The 13,257-nt window shown below is 65.1% G+C and carries 16 protein-coding genes; 8 read left to right on the top strand and 8 right to left on the bottom strand.

Translation table 11 applies throughout. The features are described 5' to 3' along the window. From OOT08_RS09525 to trxA, 3 genes are all read left to right on the top strand, one after another. Positions 1-1,184 (top strand): DUF6049 family protein (locus OOT08_RS09525; protein ID WP_325092413.1); only part of this gene is annotated, 1,184 nt, incomplete at its 5' end. Positions 1,185-1,245: 61 nt separating this feature from the next. Further along, positions 1,246-2,208, top strand: a complete 963-nt coding sequence (gene trxB, locus OOT08_RS09530; RefSeq protein ID WP_325092414.1) for a thioredoxin-disulfide reductase — start codon at positions 1,246-1,248, stop codon at positions 2,206-2,208. A 47-nt stretch (positions 2,209-2,255) separates the two neighbouring features. Beyond that, on the top strand, positions 2,256-2,585 hold the full coding sequence (gene trxA / locus OOT08_RS09535) for a thioredoxin (RefSeq protein ID WP_325092415.1): 330 nt from the start codon (positions 2,256-2,258) through the stop codon (positions 2,583-2,585). A gap of 344 nt (positions 2,586-2,929) precedes the next feature. Here trxA and OOT08_RS09540 read toward each other — a convergent pair whose 3' ends face one another. Genes OOT08_RS09540 through rpmH form a run of 8 tightly spaced genes read right to left on the bottom strand, consistent with a single transcriptional unit; the run spans position 2,930 to position 7,892 of the window. Beyond that, positions 2,930-3,928, bottom strand: a complete 999-nt coding sequence (locus OOT08_RS09540) for a ParB/RepB/Spo0J family partition protein (protein WP_325092416.1) — start codon at positions 3,926-3,928, stop codon at positions 2,930-2,932. 2 nt (positions 3,929-3,930) lie between these two features. Then, the gene (locus OOT08_RS09545; RefSeq protein ID WP_325092417.1) at positions 3,931-4,833 is read right to left on the bottom strand and encodes a ParA family protein; all 903 of its coding nucleotides are present in this window, start codon (positions 4,831-4,833) and stop codon (positions 3,931-3,933) included. Positions 4,834-4,860: 27 nt separating this feature from the next. Next, on the bottom strand, positions 4,861-5,529 hold the full coding sequence (gene rsmG / locus OOT08_RS09550; RefSeq protein WP_325092418.1) for a 16S rRNA (guanine(527)-N(7))-methyltransferase RsmG: 669 nt from the start codon (positions 5,527-5,529) through the stop codon (positions 4,861-4,863). Positions 5,530-5,546: 17 nt separating this feature from the next. Next, positions 5,547-6,059 carry a Jag family protein gene (locus tag OOT08_RS09555; protein ID WP_325092419.1) on the bottom strand — a complete coding sequence of 171 codons (513 nt, stop codon included), beginning with the start codon at positions 6,057-6,059 and terminating at the stop codon, positions 5,547-5,549. 8 nt (positions 6,060-6,067) lie between these two features. Next, a complete protein-coding gene (yidC, locus tag OOT08_RS09560; RefSeq protein ID WP_325092420.1) occupies positions 6,068-7,039 on the bottom strand; it encodes a membrane protein insertase YidC in 972 nt (323 codons plus the stop codon). A gap of 5 nt (positions 7,040-7,044) precedes the next feature. Then, entirely contained in the window at positions 7,045-7,356 is a 312-nt protein-coding gene (gene yidD / locus OOT08_RS09565) for a membrane protein insertion efficiency factor YidD (protein ID WP_325092421.1), read from the bottom strand. Beyond that, on the bottom strand, positions 7,353-7,736 hold the full coding sequence (locus OOT08_RS09570) for a ribonuclease P protein component (RefSeq protein WP_325092422.1): 384 nt from the start codon (positions 7,734-7,736) through the stop codon (positions 7,353-7,355). The genes yidD and OOT08_RS09570 overlap by 4 nt, the downstream gene beginning before the upstream one ends. Positions 7,737-7,754: 18 nt before the next feature. After that, positions 7,755-7,892 (bottom strand): 50S ribosomal protein L34, encoded by a 138-nt coding sequence (gene rpmH, locus OOT08_RS09575; RefSeq protein WP_325092423.1) that lies wholly within the window; start codon positions 7,890-7,892, stop codon positions 7,755-7,757. Positions 7,893-8,226: 334 nt separating this feature from the next. On the opposite strand from rpmH, the gene dnaA reads away from it, so the two are divergent. The 5 genes from dnaA to OOT08_RS09600 all read left to right on the top strand — a co-directional run. Then, entirely contained in the window at positions 8,227-9,636 is a 1,410-nt protein-coding gene (gene dnaA / locus OOT08_RS09580; protein WP_325092900.1) for a chromosomal replication initiator protein DnaA, read from the top strand. 389 nt (positions 9,637-10,025) lie between these two features. After that, positions 10,026-11,168, top strand: coding sequence for a DNA polymerase III subunit beta (gene dnaN / locus OOT08_RS09585; protein WP_325092424.1), 1,143 nt, complete (start codon positions 10,026-10,028; stop codon positions 11,166-11,168). 9 nt (positions 11,169-11,177) lie between these two features. Further along, entirely contained in the window at positions 11,178-12,317 is a 1,140-nt protein-coding gene (recF, locus tag OOT08_RS09590) for a DNA replication/repair protein RecF (protein ID WP_325092425.1), read from the top strand. A gap of 17 nt (positions 12,318-12,334) precedes the next feature. After that, positions 12,335-12,805 carry a DUF721 domain-containing protein gene (locus OOT08_RS09595; RefSeq protein WP_325092426.1) on the top strand — a complete coding sequence of 157 codons (471 nt, stop codon included), beginning with the start codon at positions 12,335-12,337 and terminating at the stop codon, positions 12,803-12,805. A gap of 117 nt (positions 12,806-12,922) precedes the next feature. Further along, positions 12,923-13,257: ATP-binding protein (locus OOT08_RS09600; protein WP_325092427.1), on the top strand; the 335-nt coding region annotated here is incomplete at its 3' end.

Here is a 13,257-nt window from a genome sequence, read left to right on the forward strand (position 1 = left end):
ACCTGAGCGATAGCGCGGAGGGGAGCGCGCCGTCCGAGGACCCGGCCGCGCCCTCGGTCGCCACCCTGACCGAGTGGACCTACACCCGCGAGGACGTGGCCTGGCCCCGGGCGGACACGATCACGAGCGACACGCTCACCTTCCTGCGCAATAACGGGTTAACGACGGCCCTGACCACCTTCGCAAACACCTCGCTGAGCCCGTCAGGCAGCGCCTCCGGGAGCCGGGACGGCGTCACCCTCGTGCCCGTGACCGCCGAACTCCAAGCCGCCGCCGATCAGGCCGTGTTGGGCGCTTCCGTCCCGGAGCAGGCGCGCGGGCAGGCCACCCTGACCGCCGCGTTGGCCCTCTCAGCCGCACAGGGGCCGTCCGGCGTGCAGACCCTCGCCCTCGACCGGTCCGCGGTGGACAGCGAGGCCGCGACCCTCCTGCTGAACACGCTGTCCTCACTGCCCTGGGTCTCGTCAGCCCCGCTCGCCTCCGGCCCGAACGGCACCGCCTCCCTCACCGAGATGCCGGTGCCCAGCGATCGCCTCGCCGATCTGGCGCTCGCCGTGCAGCACGAGACCCCGATCGCCAAGACCTCACGCGTGCTCGCCGAACCGGAACTCCTCGTCGGTCTGCAACGCGTCCGGGTCCTGCGCTTCTTCTCCGCGGGAATCGACCCCCTCGCCCCCGAGTACGCCGAGGCGGCCAAAGCCTACTTCGACCGGGACCGCGACACCATCAACGGCATCTCTCTCGCGGGTTCTTCCGCCACCACGCAGCTCATTGGCACGAGTTCCCGCGTGCCCGTCCAGGTGCGGAACACGCTCCCCTTTGATGCCCTCGTCACGGCCCAGAGCCGCGCGGTCAACCCGAGCCTGCTGGTCCTCGAACCACGCTCCGAGGAGACCCTGATCCCCGCTGAATCCAGCGTGAACGTGCTCATCCCGGTCTCCGCCCGCGTCTCCTCCGGGGAATCCGCGCTCGATGTCTCGCTCGAAAACCCCGATGGTGACCCCGTGGTCTCGGCCGTCTTCCCGATGAGTATCCACAGCACCTGGGAGACCCTCATCCTCATCGTTTTCGGCTCGCTCGTCCTCGCGTTCTTCGGCTTCGGGATCTGGCGCAGCATCCGGCACTCCCGCCGGGCCACCCGAGCCGAGGCGGCCCTCGACGATTCCTCAGCTCAGGCGGAATAACCTCGGCCTAGGATTGGTTTGAGCCTGTACGCAGGGCACTTATCGCACGGAGGAGTTTCGGATGCAGCAAATCATCATCATCGGGTCCGGTCCCGCAGGGTTTACCGCGGCGATCTACGCGGCGCGAGCCGGTCTGGAACCGCTGCTGTTCGCCAGCTCCGTTGAGCCCGGCGGTGAGCTCATGAACACCACCGACGTCGAGAACTTCCCCGGTTTCCCCGAGGGAATCCAGGGTCCAGAGCTAATGGAAAAGATGCAGGCGCAGGCCGAGCGCTTCGGCACCAAGGTCGCCTATGACGACGTGACCGCGCTGGATCTCGCGGGCGACGTGAAGCGCGTCACGACCGCCGACGGAACCGTGACCGAGGCCCGGGCCGTGATCTTCGCGACCGGCTCCGCGTACCGCAAGCTCGGCCTCCCCGACGAGGATCGCCTGGCCGGCCACGGCGTCTCCTGGTGCGCTACCTGCGACGGCTTCTTCTTCAAGGACAAGAACATTGCCGTGATCGGCGGCGGCGACTCCGCGATGGAGGAGGCCACCTTCCTCACCCGCTTCGCCAAGAAGGTCACCGTGATTCACCGCCGCGAGGGCCTGAAGGCCTCGAAGATCATGCAGCAGCGCGCGTTCGACAACGAGAAGATTGAGTTTGTCTGGAACAGCACGGTCAGCGGCATCTCCGGCGATGACTCGGTGACGGGCCTGACCCTGACCGACACGGTCACCGGCGAAACCTCCACGCTCGACATCGATGGCCTGTTTATCGCGATCGGCAACGACCCGCGGACCCAGCTCATCCACGGCGTCCTCGACCTGAACTCGGACGGCACCGTCTGGGTGGACGGCCGCACCTCGAAGACGTCCCTTCCCGGTGTCTTTGCCGCTGGTGACGTGATTGACCCGAGCTACCGCCAGGCCATCACCGCCGCGGGATCGGGAACCGCCGCCGCGCTCGACGCGGAGCACTACCTGGCCGCGCTCGACGATGTGGCCGCACCGGAGACGGTCGGGGCCGCAGCGGAATAACTTCCGCCCCTGCCTCGTTATCGATTCCAGACCCAAAAGGAGAATCTATGTCCGCCAGCACCGCAGTAACCGAGAGCACCTTCGATGCCGAGGTCCTGAAGAGCGACGTTCCCGTCCTCGTGGACTTCTGGGCTGCGTGGTGCGGCCCGTGCCGCGCCGTCGGCCCGATCCTCGACCAGATCGCCGAGGAGCAGCAGGGCAAGCTCCGCATCGTGAAGGTCAACGTCGATGAGAACCCCCAGCTGTCCGCTCAGTACCGGATCACGTCCATCCCCGCGATGAAGGTGTTCCAGAACGGGGCCGAGGTCACCGAAATCATCGGTGCCCAGCCCAAGCAGAGCATCGAGCGGGCGCTCCAGGCCCAGGGCATCATCTAAGCCCAACCGCACGCGCCTCGCGTTTCCTCCAGCGCCGCCGAACCCTCGCCGCGAACGAGTTTCCTCCGGAAAGCTCCGACGCGCTCCGAGTGTTCGGCGGCGCTGTTGTGCGCTCGGCACCCGTTTCCGACACACCTCGGCGAAATAACCCAGAAATCGCCGTTTTTTTATGCGCCTGATCAGGACTTTTTTCCCAGATTGATCCTAAGCGAACATTTCTGCACTTCCGGCCACGGTTTGCAGCTCATTTTCGGCAGAATCGCGCCAGGAGACGCAAAAACGGCCCGTTATGTTTCACGTGGAACACAGCGGGCCGGTTTTGGCGGTTCGATGTGGGGGAGCGGTTACTGGAACCCGGGGTCGCCGAGCTCGTGCAGGATTCGCTTCAGGTCCTCGATGGTGGCAAAGTCAATGGTGACCTGGCCCCGCTTCGCTCCGAGCTGGATCTTCACCCGGGTATCGAGGCGGTCCCCGAGCCGCTCCGCAATCTCGTCGATCTGCCCAATGCGCCCACCGGGGCGGGCCTTGGCCTTGCCGGGCTTCGACTCGCCCTGCACCTTGGTCGCTGCCGCCTCCGCGGCGCGGACGGACAGGCCCTCGTTGACGATCTTGTCCGCGAGATCGGACATGGCGATCTCATCGCCGTTCAGCGCCAGCACCGCACGAGCGTGCCCCGCAGAGAGCACCCCTGCGGCCACCCGGGACTGGATGCGCTCGGGCAACTGCAGCAGCCGAATCGTGTTGCTGATCTGGGGTCGCGAGCGGCCAATCCGCTTCGCGAGCGCCTCCTGCGTGATGCCAAAGTCCGCAAGTAACTGCTGATAGGCGGAGGCTTCCTCCAGTGGGTTCAGCTGCGCACGGTGCAGGTTTTCGAGCAGCGCATCGCGCAGCATGTCCTCGTCAGCGGTGGAGCGGATGATCGCGGGGATCGTGCTCAGCTTGGCCCGCTTGCTGGCTCGGAGCCGGCGCTCGCCCATAATCAGTTCGTACTGGGGCTGGCCTGCCGGGGGAGCGGGGACCAGTTCTCGCACCACGATGGGTTGCAGGACGCCAAACTCGCGGACGCTGTGCGTCAGTTCAGCGAGCGCTTCCTCGTCAAACTCGGTTCTCGGCTGGACGCGGTTGGGGGTGATGTCCGCCGGGGACAGCTGTGCGAGCCGCGCCCCCGGGACCTCAACGAGGTCCGTCGCCTCGCTGGCAGCCGAGGGCTCCGACACGGGATCCGCGGCGGGATCGATCGACTGGGGGAAGAACACGTCCACGGGACGGTCCTCGCCCGAGGGGGCCTGAGGAATGAGTGCTCCTATTCCCCGCCCGAGACCGGAGCGCTTTTTCGTCGCCATCGTTACTGCCCTTCCTCTTGCGAAACCCGAGCTGCCCACCGGGCGGCAACCTCGGCGGCGGCCTCCTGGTACGCGAGTGCGCCGGTCGATCCGGGGTCATACTCCAGCACGGTCTGACCGTAGCTCGGTGCCTCAGAAATCCGAACCGAGCGGGGGATCTTCGTCTCCAGCGTCTGCTCAGGGAAATGCTCGCGGACCTCGGCGGCCACTTCCTGGGCCAGATTCGTCCGGGGATCGTACATTGTCAGCAGGATCGTGCTGACGGCGAGCTTCGGGTTGAGGTGCCGCTCGATCAGGCTGATGTTGTTGAGGAGCTGGCTGAGGCCCTCCAGCGCGTAGTACTCGCACTGAATGGGGATGAGGACCTCGGTCGCCGCGACGAAGGCGTTGACCGTGAGCAGACCCAGCGACGGAGGGCAGTCGATAAAGACGTAGTGGAAGGCCTCGGGGTGCTCGCTCAGATACTCATCGAGCGCGCTTTTCAGGCGCTGCTCACGGGCCACCATCGAGACAAGCTCAATTTCGGCTCCGGAGAGATTAATCGTCGAGGGGATACACCACAGCCGTTCATTATCGGTTGCCTGCTGAATGGTGTCCGCGAAGGAGGACTCGCCGAGCAGCACCTCGTAGATGCTGTTGACCTCGGGACGGTGCTCGACCCCGAGCGCCGTTGAGGCGTTACCCTGCGGGTCGAGGTCGATCACCAGGACGCGCGCGCCGCGCCGGGAGAGGGCGGCCGCGAGGTTCACGGTGCTCGTGGTCTTTCCGACGCCGCCCTTTTGGTTCGAGACGGTAAAGATCCGGGTCTGCTCGGGCAAGGGCGAGGTGTGCGCTTCGAGGCGCCGCCGACGTCGTACCTTGTCGGCAAGCTGATTCCCGAGTGGGGAGCTCTCGAATTCAGTCATTGATCCCTTTTCGCTGCGGACGGTGTTTCACGTGAAACGGGGGGATGGGGCCCCGTGACCGGGACGTCCCTCAACTGTAGCCCGAAACACTCGAGTGCTCTCGCTCAGCAGGCCGTCACCCAAGATTTCGACGCGTGGATTGACGACTCTGGCCTTTTTGAGCTGGGTAGTGGCTGCGGCGATCTCGGCGTCAACGCTGTTCCCCTTGAGGAAGATCAGCTCACCGCCCGCGCGCACCAGGGGAGCGGTCATCGGGACGAGCTTCTTGAGCGCGCTCACGGCGCGCGCCGTGCAGGTATCCAGGAGCACCTCGCCGCGAGCTTCCTCGGCGCGCGCGCGCAGGACTCGCGTGTTGCCCAACCCCAGGTCTGCGACCTGCTCCTCCAGCCAGAGCACCCGGCGTTCCATCGGCTCGATGAGGACGAACTCGAGGTCCGGCCGGAGGGCCGCGAGCACGATGCCCGGCAGGCCAGCGCCGGAGCCGACGTCGCCGACGAGCCCCGGTCCGAGCAGCGGGGCAACCACGGCACTGTTGAGCACGTGCCGGGTCCAGATCCGGGGAAGCTCAAGCGGCCCGATCAGGCCGAGCTCTTCGCCCCGAGCCACCAGGTTTGCGGTGTATCTCCGCAGCAGCTCAATGCGATCTCCGGCGAGTTCCGCGGCGGCTGCGGGCTCTGCCTCAACGTCGACGTTCATCGGCGTTTCACGTGAAACTAGAGGCTCTCGCGGATGACGAGCCGGCGTCCCCGGCCCTCCCCGCGAGACTCGGAGAAGAGCTGCTTCTCGGCGACGTAGTCGTGCACCAGCTTGCGCTCATAGGACGACATGGGTTCCAGCTCAACCTCGGCCTGGCCAGCGGCCAACGCCACGGCGGCAGCGTCCACCATGGCGTGCAGCTCGCGAGATCGCGTCTCGCGGGAGCCGCCAATGTCCAGGATGAGACGGGAGAAGTTCCCGCTCTTGCCCTGTGCGGCCAGGCGGGTCAGCTCCTGGAGTGCGTTCACGGTCTCCGAACGGGAAAGGACATCGAGGTCACCCTCGCCGCCCGTGATCGAGAGATAGCTCCGGCCGTTCCGAACCTCGATGTCGATATCGCCGTCCAGGTCTGCGATGTCCAGGAGGCCCTCGATGTAATCGGCGGCGAAGTCACCCTCCGCTTCAAGGTCAGCCAGGGTCGGGTTCGCCTGGTCCTCGGCGCCCTCGGGGGAAACGGAACTCGTGGTCATGGTGGATCCTATTTCTTCTGGTTCCCAGCGGAGCCGGGCTTCGGCTGCTGCTTGGCGCGTTTCTTGGAGACGGGCTGCTGGCGCTGCCCGGCGGGCTTGGTGGGCTGGTCCTTGCCGGCCTCAACCTCTTCGAAGGTCAGTTTACCGCGCTTCTGCAGGCGCTCCTGGCGCTGGCGGAAGGCCTCGCTGCCGGGGGTCGGCATGCTGCGGATCACGATGAACTGCTGCGCCATCGTCCACAGGTTGGAGGTGAACCAGTAGAAGTTCAGGCCGAGCGGGAAGGCCACGCCGGAGAAGAGGAACATGAACGGGATGATGTACAGCATGATCTTCTGCTGGCGGTACATCGGGGAGCTCTTCGTCTCCTCGGAGATGTTCTTCGAGACGATCTGCAGCTGCGTAAAGAACTGCGAGCTGATCATGAGAATGACGAGGATCGACGCGAGCAGGAGCACCTGCCAGGGGCCGTCCTGCCAGGCCTGCATGAAGGTCATCTTCAGCGGAGCGCCGAAGATCTCAGCCTGGTAGAAGTTCGAGGAGAGCTCCTGGGTCATCATGCCGACGCCGGGCTTGTTCTCGCTCGCGGTGCGCAGCGTGTAGAACAGGGAGAAGAAGATCGGCATCTGCAGCAGAATCGGCAGGCAGGAGCTGAAGGGGTTGGTGCCGTGCTTCTTGTACAGCGCCATCGACTCGCGGCTCATCGCCTCGCGGGAGAACTGGTCCGTCTTGCCCTTGTACTTCGCCTGAATCTTTTTCAGCTCGGGCGCCATCTCCAGCATGCGCCGCTGGGACTTAATCTGCTTCACCGTGACCGGGATGAGCGCGGAGCGCACCACGATCACCAGGCCGATGATGGAGAGGATCCAGTTCACGCCGGATTCCGGCGGTACCCCCAGGTAGGTGAACACCTGGTGCCACACCACGAGGAGGACCTCGACGACCCAGCGAAGGGGCCAGAGCAGTGTCTCGAAGAAGTCCATCGGCGTTAGCTTGCCTTTCGGTCGACGGCAATCACAAAGCCGTGCTGATTCGTGCTGAAGAGAGGGTTCGTGCGCGCGGGAACGTCGTCGATCCCGCCGGAGGAGAAGGGATTACAGCGGAGCAGCCGCCAGATGGTGAGCGCGAGGCCGACGAGGAAGCCACGCTCCTGATAGGCCTCGAGGGAGTACCGGGAACAGGACGGGTGATAGCGGCACACCGGCCCGTAGAGGGGAGAGATCGCGGCTCGGTAGCCCCGCATCATGGCGATCGCGGCGTTCCGGGGGAGGAGCCACAGCCCGAGGAGGAGGTGCTTCATTGCGCACTCGCTTCGAGGCTCCCGGCTTCGGCCCGATCGCCCTGTTTCGCTTGAAGACGAGCGGCAGCACGCGACATGTCGGCGTGGATCGCAGAGAAACTCGCTGTGGCACTGGCCGGAAGCGCGCGAATCACCAGCTCGGCCCCGGAGAAACCCTCGGAGACGAGCTGGTGAGCGACGGCCTTCATGCGCCTGCGGATGAGATTCCGCTGGGGCGCGTGACCGATGGCCTTGGTAATGATGAACCCGAATCGTGCTGGCGTGTCCGGGGAGCACAAAACCGCGTGGGTGATGCACACGGCACCGCCCACGCGTTGGCCCGATCGGACAATGCGCCGATAGTCATCACCCCGTGTGATGCGCTGACCCCGGGCGAGCACGATCGGGTCTGGATCGATCTAGGCGGAGAGCTTCGAGCGGCCCTTGCTGCGACGCGCAGACAGGATCGCACGGCCCGCACGGGTGCGCATCCGCAGACGGAAACCGTGCACCTTGGCGCGGCGACGGTTGTTCGGCTGGAACGTTCTCTTGCTCATGGGATTCTCCGTAAATGGGGGTGTGCAGCCCGAGCTGTGAACGCTCGGGAAGATCGCTGGCCCACGACAGGGCCATACAAAGAGTCAAGTTTACGCGGAAAATGCCGGTGCGTCAAAGCCGAGCGAAAACTTTATGAGCTTCCTCTCCCCGAAGCGCGGAAGGCGCGTCCCCCGGCGGCGAGTCGCCAGAGGGGACTTGCCGGATCGCTTTCCCTCTGGGTAGCGTGTGGATACCGTTATCCACAGCCTTGCCTGAGAATCTCAGTCTTCCGCAGAATTCTGGGCACGTTAGGGTGGATAACTGTGTGGAAAACTGTTGACAAGTGGAGAATACATGCATTCTGAGGAGCAGGTTCAAGCCGCGTGGGCCGCGATCTCCGCCGCCCTGCTGCAGGACAGCAACGTGGCTCCCATGCTCGGAGGATTCGTCTCCCTGGCAAAACCCCGTGGGGTCATGGCGGGAACCCTGTACCTCGAAGTGCAGAACGATTACGCCCGCACCATGCTGGAGCACCGACTCCGGCAGGCGCTCATGAACGCGATCGCGTCGACCAATCACGACAGCAGCATCCAGACCTTCGCCGTGGTCGTCAACCCGGACATCGAGCCGGAATTCGAGCCCGCGCCCGCTGAGGAAGCCGCGCCGCGCCCGGTCGAGGAGGAGCCCGCGCCCGCCGCCGCCGAGCCGATGACGACCCAGCCCATTGACGAGAGCCGGCTGAACCCCAAGTACAGCTTCGACAGCTTCGTGATCGGCCAGTCCAACCGCTTCGCGCACGCCGCCGCGGTCGCCGTGGCCGAGGCTCCGGCGAAGGCCTACAACCCGCTGTTCATCTACGGCGAGTCCGGCCTGGGCAAGACCCACCTGCTGCACGCGATCGGCCACTACGCCCAGGTGCTCTACTCCGGGGTCCGCGTCCGCTACGTGAGCTCCGAGGAGTTCACGAACGACTTCATCAACTCGATCGCGAACAACCAGGGCACGCAGTTCCACGGGCGCTACCGCAACGTCGACATCCTGCTGATCGATGACATTCAGTTCCTGCAGGGCAAGGCGGAGACCCAGGAAGCCTTCTTCCACACCTTCAACACACTGCACGATCACAACAAGCAGGTCGTGATCACCTCAGATGTGCACCCGAAGAACCTCACCGGCTTCGAGGACCGGATGCGCTCCCGCTTCGAATGGGGCCTGATCACGGACATCCAGGTCCCCGACCTGGAGACGCGAATCGCGATTCTCCGGAAGAAGGCGCAGAGCGATCGCCTCCAGGTGCCCGACGACATTCTCGAGTTCATCGCGTCAAAGGCCTCCTCAAATATCCGCGAGCTCGAAGGCACCCTGATCCGGGTCACCGCCTTTGCCAGCCTGAACCAGCAGCCCATCGACATGCCCCTGGTGCAGACCGTGCTGAAGGACCTGATCACGCTTGACGAGGACAACGTCATCTCGCCGACGGACATCATCACGCACACCGCGGAGTACTTCAAACTCTCCGTCGACGACCTCTATGGTTCGTCCCGCTCGCAGCAGCTGGCGACGGCCCGGCAGATCGCGATGTACCTCTGCCGCGACCTCACCGCGCTGTCGCTGCCCAAGATCGGCCAGCTCTTCGGGGGGCGTGACCACACCACGGTGATGTACGCCTACAAGAAGATCAGCCAGCTCATGACCGAACGCCGCTCGATCTACAACCAGGTCACCGAGCTCACGAACCGCATCAAGCAGAACAACCGCTTCTAGCCGGTCGCGCCCGCTCGGCGTTTGTGTCGTGAATTACTCACAACCCACAAGGGCCTGTGGATAACTCGGGGGAAGTGGCTGAAATCTGTGGGTATCCGAGTGGGCCTTGTGGATAACCGGCCTGGGCGGTTTTCCGCGTCCTTCCGCGGCTGGAAAAGATTCCACACCCCATGGACAGCCCGAATGGCCCGCGATCCCTGTCAGCGATTGGGCGAAACAGAGTTATCCACACTATCCACAACCGTTAAGAGTGTTAACGATATTTAGAGAGAAATTTGAGATTCAACAACCCTTGGCGAATCGGGCGGAAAGCAACTCTCTGTGAGTAGGAAGCTCCGTAGTGTGCCAAGATTGGTGTTGTTTCTCCGAGGCGACGCGAGGTGTCACAAATGCGATTTACCGTAGATCGAGATGTATTCAGCGAGGCGGTCTCCTTTGCGGTCAAGCTGTTGCCCCAGCGTCCGACCCAGCCGCTCCTGAGTGGAGCGCTGATTGAGGCCGCAGAGAACGAGATCACCGTCTCGTCTTTCGACTACGAAGTCTCCGCGCGGACGAGCGTGACGGCATCGGTCGACGAGCCCGGGCGCGCACTCGTCTCCGGTCGCCTGCTCAACGAGATCGCGAACCGCTTGCCGCAGGCGCCCGTGCAGGTCTCTATCGAGGACGGCCGCATCGCGGTGCGCTGCGGCTCCGCGTCGTTTAGCCTGCCCTCGATGCCGGTTGAGGAGTACCCGACCGTGCCCCAGATCGACTCTGTTTCCGGACTCGTTCCCGCGGACACCTTTGCCGAGGCCATCGCCCAGGTCTCCGTCGCCGCGTCCAAGGACGATGTCACCCCGGTCATTACGGGGGTGCAGTTCGAGGTGAACGAGAACGCGCTGTCGCTCACGGCAACCGACCGCTATCGCGTCGCCGTCCGCGGCATCGACTGGGAGAACACGGCCAACCAGCCGGAAATGACCGCCCTCGTGCCCGCCAAGATCGTGACCGAGGTCGGGAAGACCTTCTCGAACAACGGCACGGTGCAGGTCTCCATCATCAAGAACGATGACCGCGAGCTGGTCGCCTTCACCGGCGGCAACAAGACCGTGACCTCGCTGCTGATCAAGGGCAACTACCCGCCCGTGCGTCGCCTGTTCCCCGAAAGCGTTGACAACTACGCCGTCGTGAACACGGCCGACCTGATCGAGGCCACCAACCGCGTCGGCCTCGTGCTCGAGCGCGAGGCGGCCCTGCGCTTCAGCTTCCGCGAGGGCACCGTCACGCTGGAGGCCGCGGGCTCCGAGACGGCTCAGGCCTCCGAGACGATTGATGTGCACCTCGTCGGCGACGAGACGGTCGTGTCGCTGAAGCCGCAGTTCCTGCTCGATGGCCTGCGTGCGACGCACTCCGAGTACGCCCGGATCTCGTTCACCAAGACGGACAACCCGAACAAGCCGGGCCCCGTGCTGATCACCAGCCAGCGCAGCCAGGACGAGGCGAGCGACGACAGCTTCAAGTACCTGCTGCAGCCCAACCTGCTGCTGCGATAGCGCTTCCCGATGCGGGTCACGCACCTGAGCCTCGCGGACTTCCGCAACTATCACAGCGCCGAGATGCGGTTCCGTGCGGGGCCGAACCTGATTCTCGGGCGGAACGGCCAGGGCAAGACCAACGCGGTTGAGGCGATCGCGTACCTGAGCGGGCTCAGCTCGCACCGGGTGTCGAGCGATCAGCCCCTGATCCGCGCCGGGGCCGAGTCGGGCGTGATCCGGATGCGGGTGCACCGCAACGAGCGGGAGCAACTCCTGGAGCTGCAGCTCAACCGCACCGGACCAAACCGGGCCCAGCTCAACCGGAACGCGGTGAAACCGAGGGAGCTGACGCACTATTTCACCGCGGTGCTGTTCGCGCCAGAGGACCTGGCGATTGTTCGCGGGGAGCCCTCGGTGCGGCGACGTTTCCTCGACGAGGCGGTCGCGGCCAGGTCCGCGGTGCTCGGGGGAGTCCTCGCGGATTATGACCGGGTCGTCCGGCAGCGTTCCGCGCTCCTCAAGACGGCCCGGCTGACTGGGAACCACGAGGCGGTCCGGGCGACCCTCTCCGTGTGGGACGAACGGCTCGTGGAGCTGGGAAGCCAGATCATCAACGCCCGGCTCGCGCTCGTGCTGGACCTGGAGGGCCCGGTTCGGGACGCCTATCGCTTGCTCGTGGACGGCGATCACCGCCCGACCCTGGGCATCCAACCGTCCTGGGCCCAGGCGCTGGCCGACGCGAACGTTCCACGTGAAACCGGGACGGAGGAGCGGTTCCGGATGGCGCTCGAGGCCGTGGCTGATCAGGAGCGGGATCGCGGCATGACCCTGATCGGACCGCACCGAGACGACCTCGTCCTGGGGCTGAACGGGCTCCCCGTGAAGGGCTATGCGAGCCACGGCGAATCCTGGTCTACCGTGCTGGCGTTGCGACTGGGCATGGCCGCGGTCCTCAAGGCCGAGAGCCCGGACGGGGATCCGGTGCTCATCCTGGATGACGTCTTCGCGGAGCTCGACGAGCTCCGCCGCGGGCGGCTCATGGCCGCGGTCGGGAACTACGAACAGGTCATCGTCACCGCTGCGGTCGAGGGCGACGTGCCCGCGAACATTCCCTGGCACGCACTCCTCGTCGAGGACGGTGCGCTCGTGGGGGAGCGCTCGGCATGAGGCGCGAGCCCGCGGGCATGTCCTTCGCCAGTCGCAGCTATCTGCGCGTTCGCGGGGTGTGGACCGGCGTGCGTTCGAACCCGAAGCTCGCGGCGAAGCGCCGCACGGGAGAATCGAAGCCCTTCGACAAGGATCGGGACCCGCTCCTGCTCGGCGATACCCTGGCCGGGGTCGCGGCGCAGCTGGGCTGGTCCGAGCAGCTCGCGGAATCACGGCTCATCGTGGACTGGCCGGAACTCGTCGGCCCGCGCCTCGCAGAGCACGCCGAGGTCGTCGGGATTCGGGACGGCGTGTTGCACGTGCAGTGCGACTCGACCGCCTGGGCAACCGAGCTCCGCCGCCTGCGGGCCGAGGTGATTACCAAAATGATCCAGAAGCACCCGGAAGCCGGGGTGACGGAAATCCGCTTTATCGCACCCAACGCCCCGTCCTGGAAACATGGCTTCAGGTCGGTGTCAGGGCGTGGCCCGCGCGATACTTACGGCTAACAGGGCAAAACAGTCCGGATTGTCAAAAAAAACGCGCCAGAACGCGAAAAACCGAGAAGTCCACAGGCGAAATTGGTAGGCTGGGACCTTGATCGATGGCAGGAGAATAACGGCTTGATGAGTTCCGAAACGGGTTCAGGGTCCACCGAAAACGAGTACGGCGCCGGCAATATCCAGGTTCTTGAGGGGCTGGATGCGGTGCGCAAGCGCCCGGGCATGTACATCGGCTCCACGGGGCCACGCGGTCTGCACCACCTGGTCTACGAGATCGTGGACAACTCGGTTGACGAGGCCCTCGCCGGCTACTGCGACCACATCCAGGTGACGATTCTCGCGGACGGCGGCCTCCGCGTCATCGACAACGGCCGCGGCATTCCCGTGGATATGCACCCCACCGAGGGGAAGTCCACGGTCGAGGTCGTGCTCACGATCCTGCACGCGGGCGGTAAGTT

Source organism: Leucobacter sp. M11, assembly GCF_035726885.1.
Lineage (GTDB): Bacteria > Actinomycetota > Actinomycetes > Actinomycetales > Microbacteriaceae > JAPFRB01.

Bases quoted from the DNA above. Each gene is read 5' to 3' on its own strand.
- trxB (WP_325092414.1), top strand. From the start codon at position 1,246: ATGCAGCAAATCATCATCATCGGGTCCGGTCCCGCAGGGTTTACCGCG.
- trxA (WP_325092415.1), top strand. From the start codon at position 2,256: ATGTCCGCCAGCACCGCAGTAACCGAGAGCACCTTCGATGCCGAGGTC.
- OOT08_RS09540 (WP_325092416.1), bottom strand. From the start codon at position 3,928: ATGGCGACGAAAAAGCGCTCCGGTCTCGGGCGGGGAATAGGAGCACTC.
- OOT08_RS09545 (WP_325092417.1), bottom strand. From the start codon at position 4,833: ATGACTGAATTCGAGAGCTCCCCACTCGGGAATCAGCTTGCCGACAAG.
- rsmG (WP_325092418.1), bottom strand. From the start codon at position 5,529: ATGAACGTCGACGTTGAGGCAGAGCCCGCAGCCGCCGCGGAACTCGCC.
- OOT08_RS09555 (WP_325092419.1), bottom strand. From the start codon at position 6,059: ATGACCACGAGTTCCGTTTCCCCCGAGGGCGCCGAGGACCAGGCGAAC.
- yidC (WP_325092420.1), bottom strand. From the start codon at position 7,039: ATGGACTTCTTCGAGACACTGCTCTGGCCCCTTCGCTGGGTCGTCGAG.
- yidD (WP_325092421.1), bottom strand. From the start codon at position 7,356: ATGAAGCACCTCCTCCTCGGGCTGTGGCTCCTCCCCCGGAACGCCGCG.
- rpmH (WP_325092423.1), bottom strand. From the start codon at position 7,892: ATGAGCAAGAGAACGTTCCAGCCGAACAACCGTCGCCGCGCCAAGGTG.
- dnaA (WP_325092900.1), top strand. From the start codon at position 8,227: ATGCATTCTGAGGAGCAGGTTCAAGCCGCGTGGGCCGCGATCTCCGCC.
- dnaN (WP_325092424.1), top strand. From the start codon at position 10,026: ATGCGATTTACCGTAGATCGAGATGTATTCAGCGAGGCGGTCTCCTTT.
- recF (WP_325092425.1), top strand. From the start codon at position 11,178: ATGCGGGTCACGCACCTGAGCCTCGCGGACTTCCGCAACTATCACAGC.
- OOT08_RS09595 (WP_325092426.1), top strand. From the start codon at position 12,335: ATGTCCTTCGCCAGTCGCAGCTATCTGCGCGTTCGCGGGGTGTGGACC.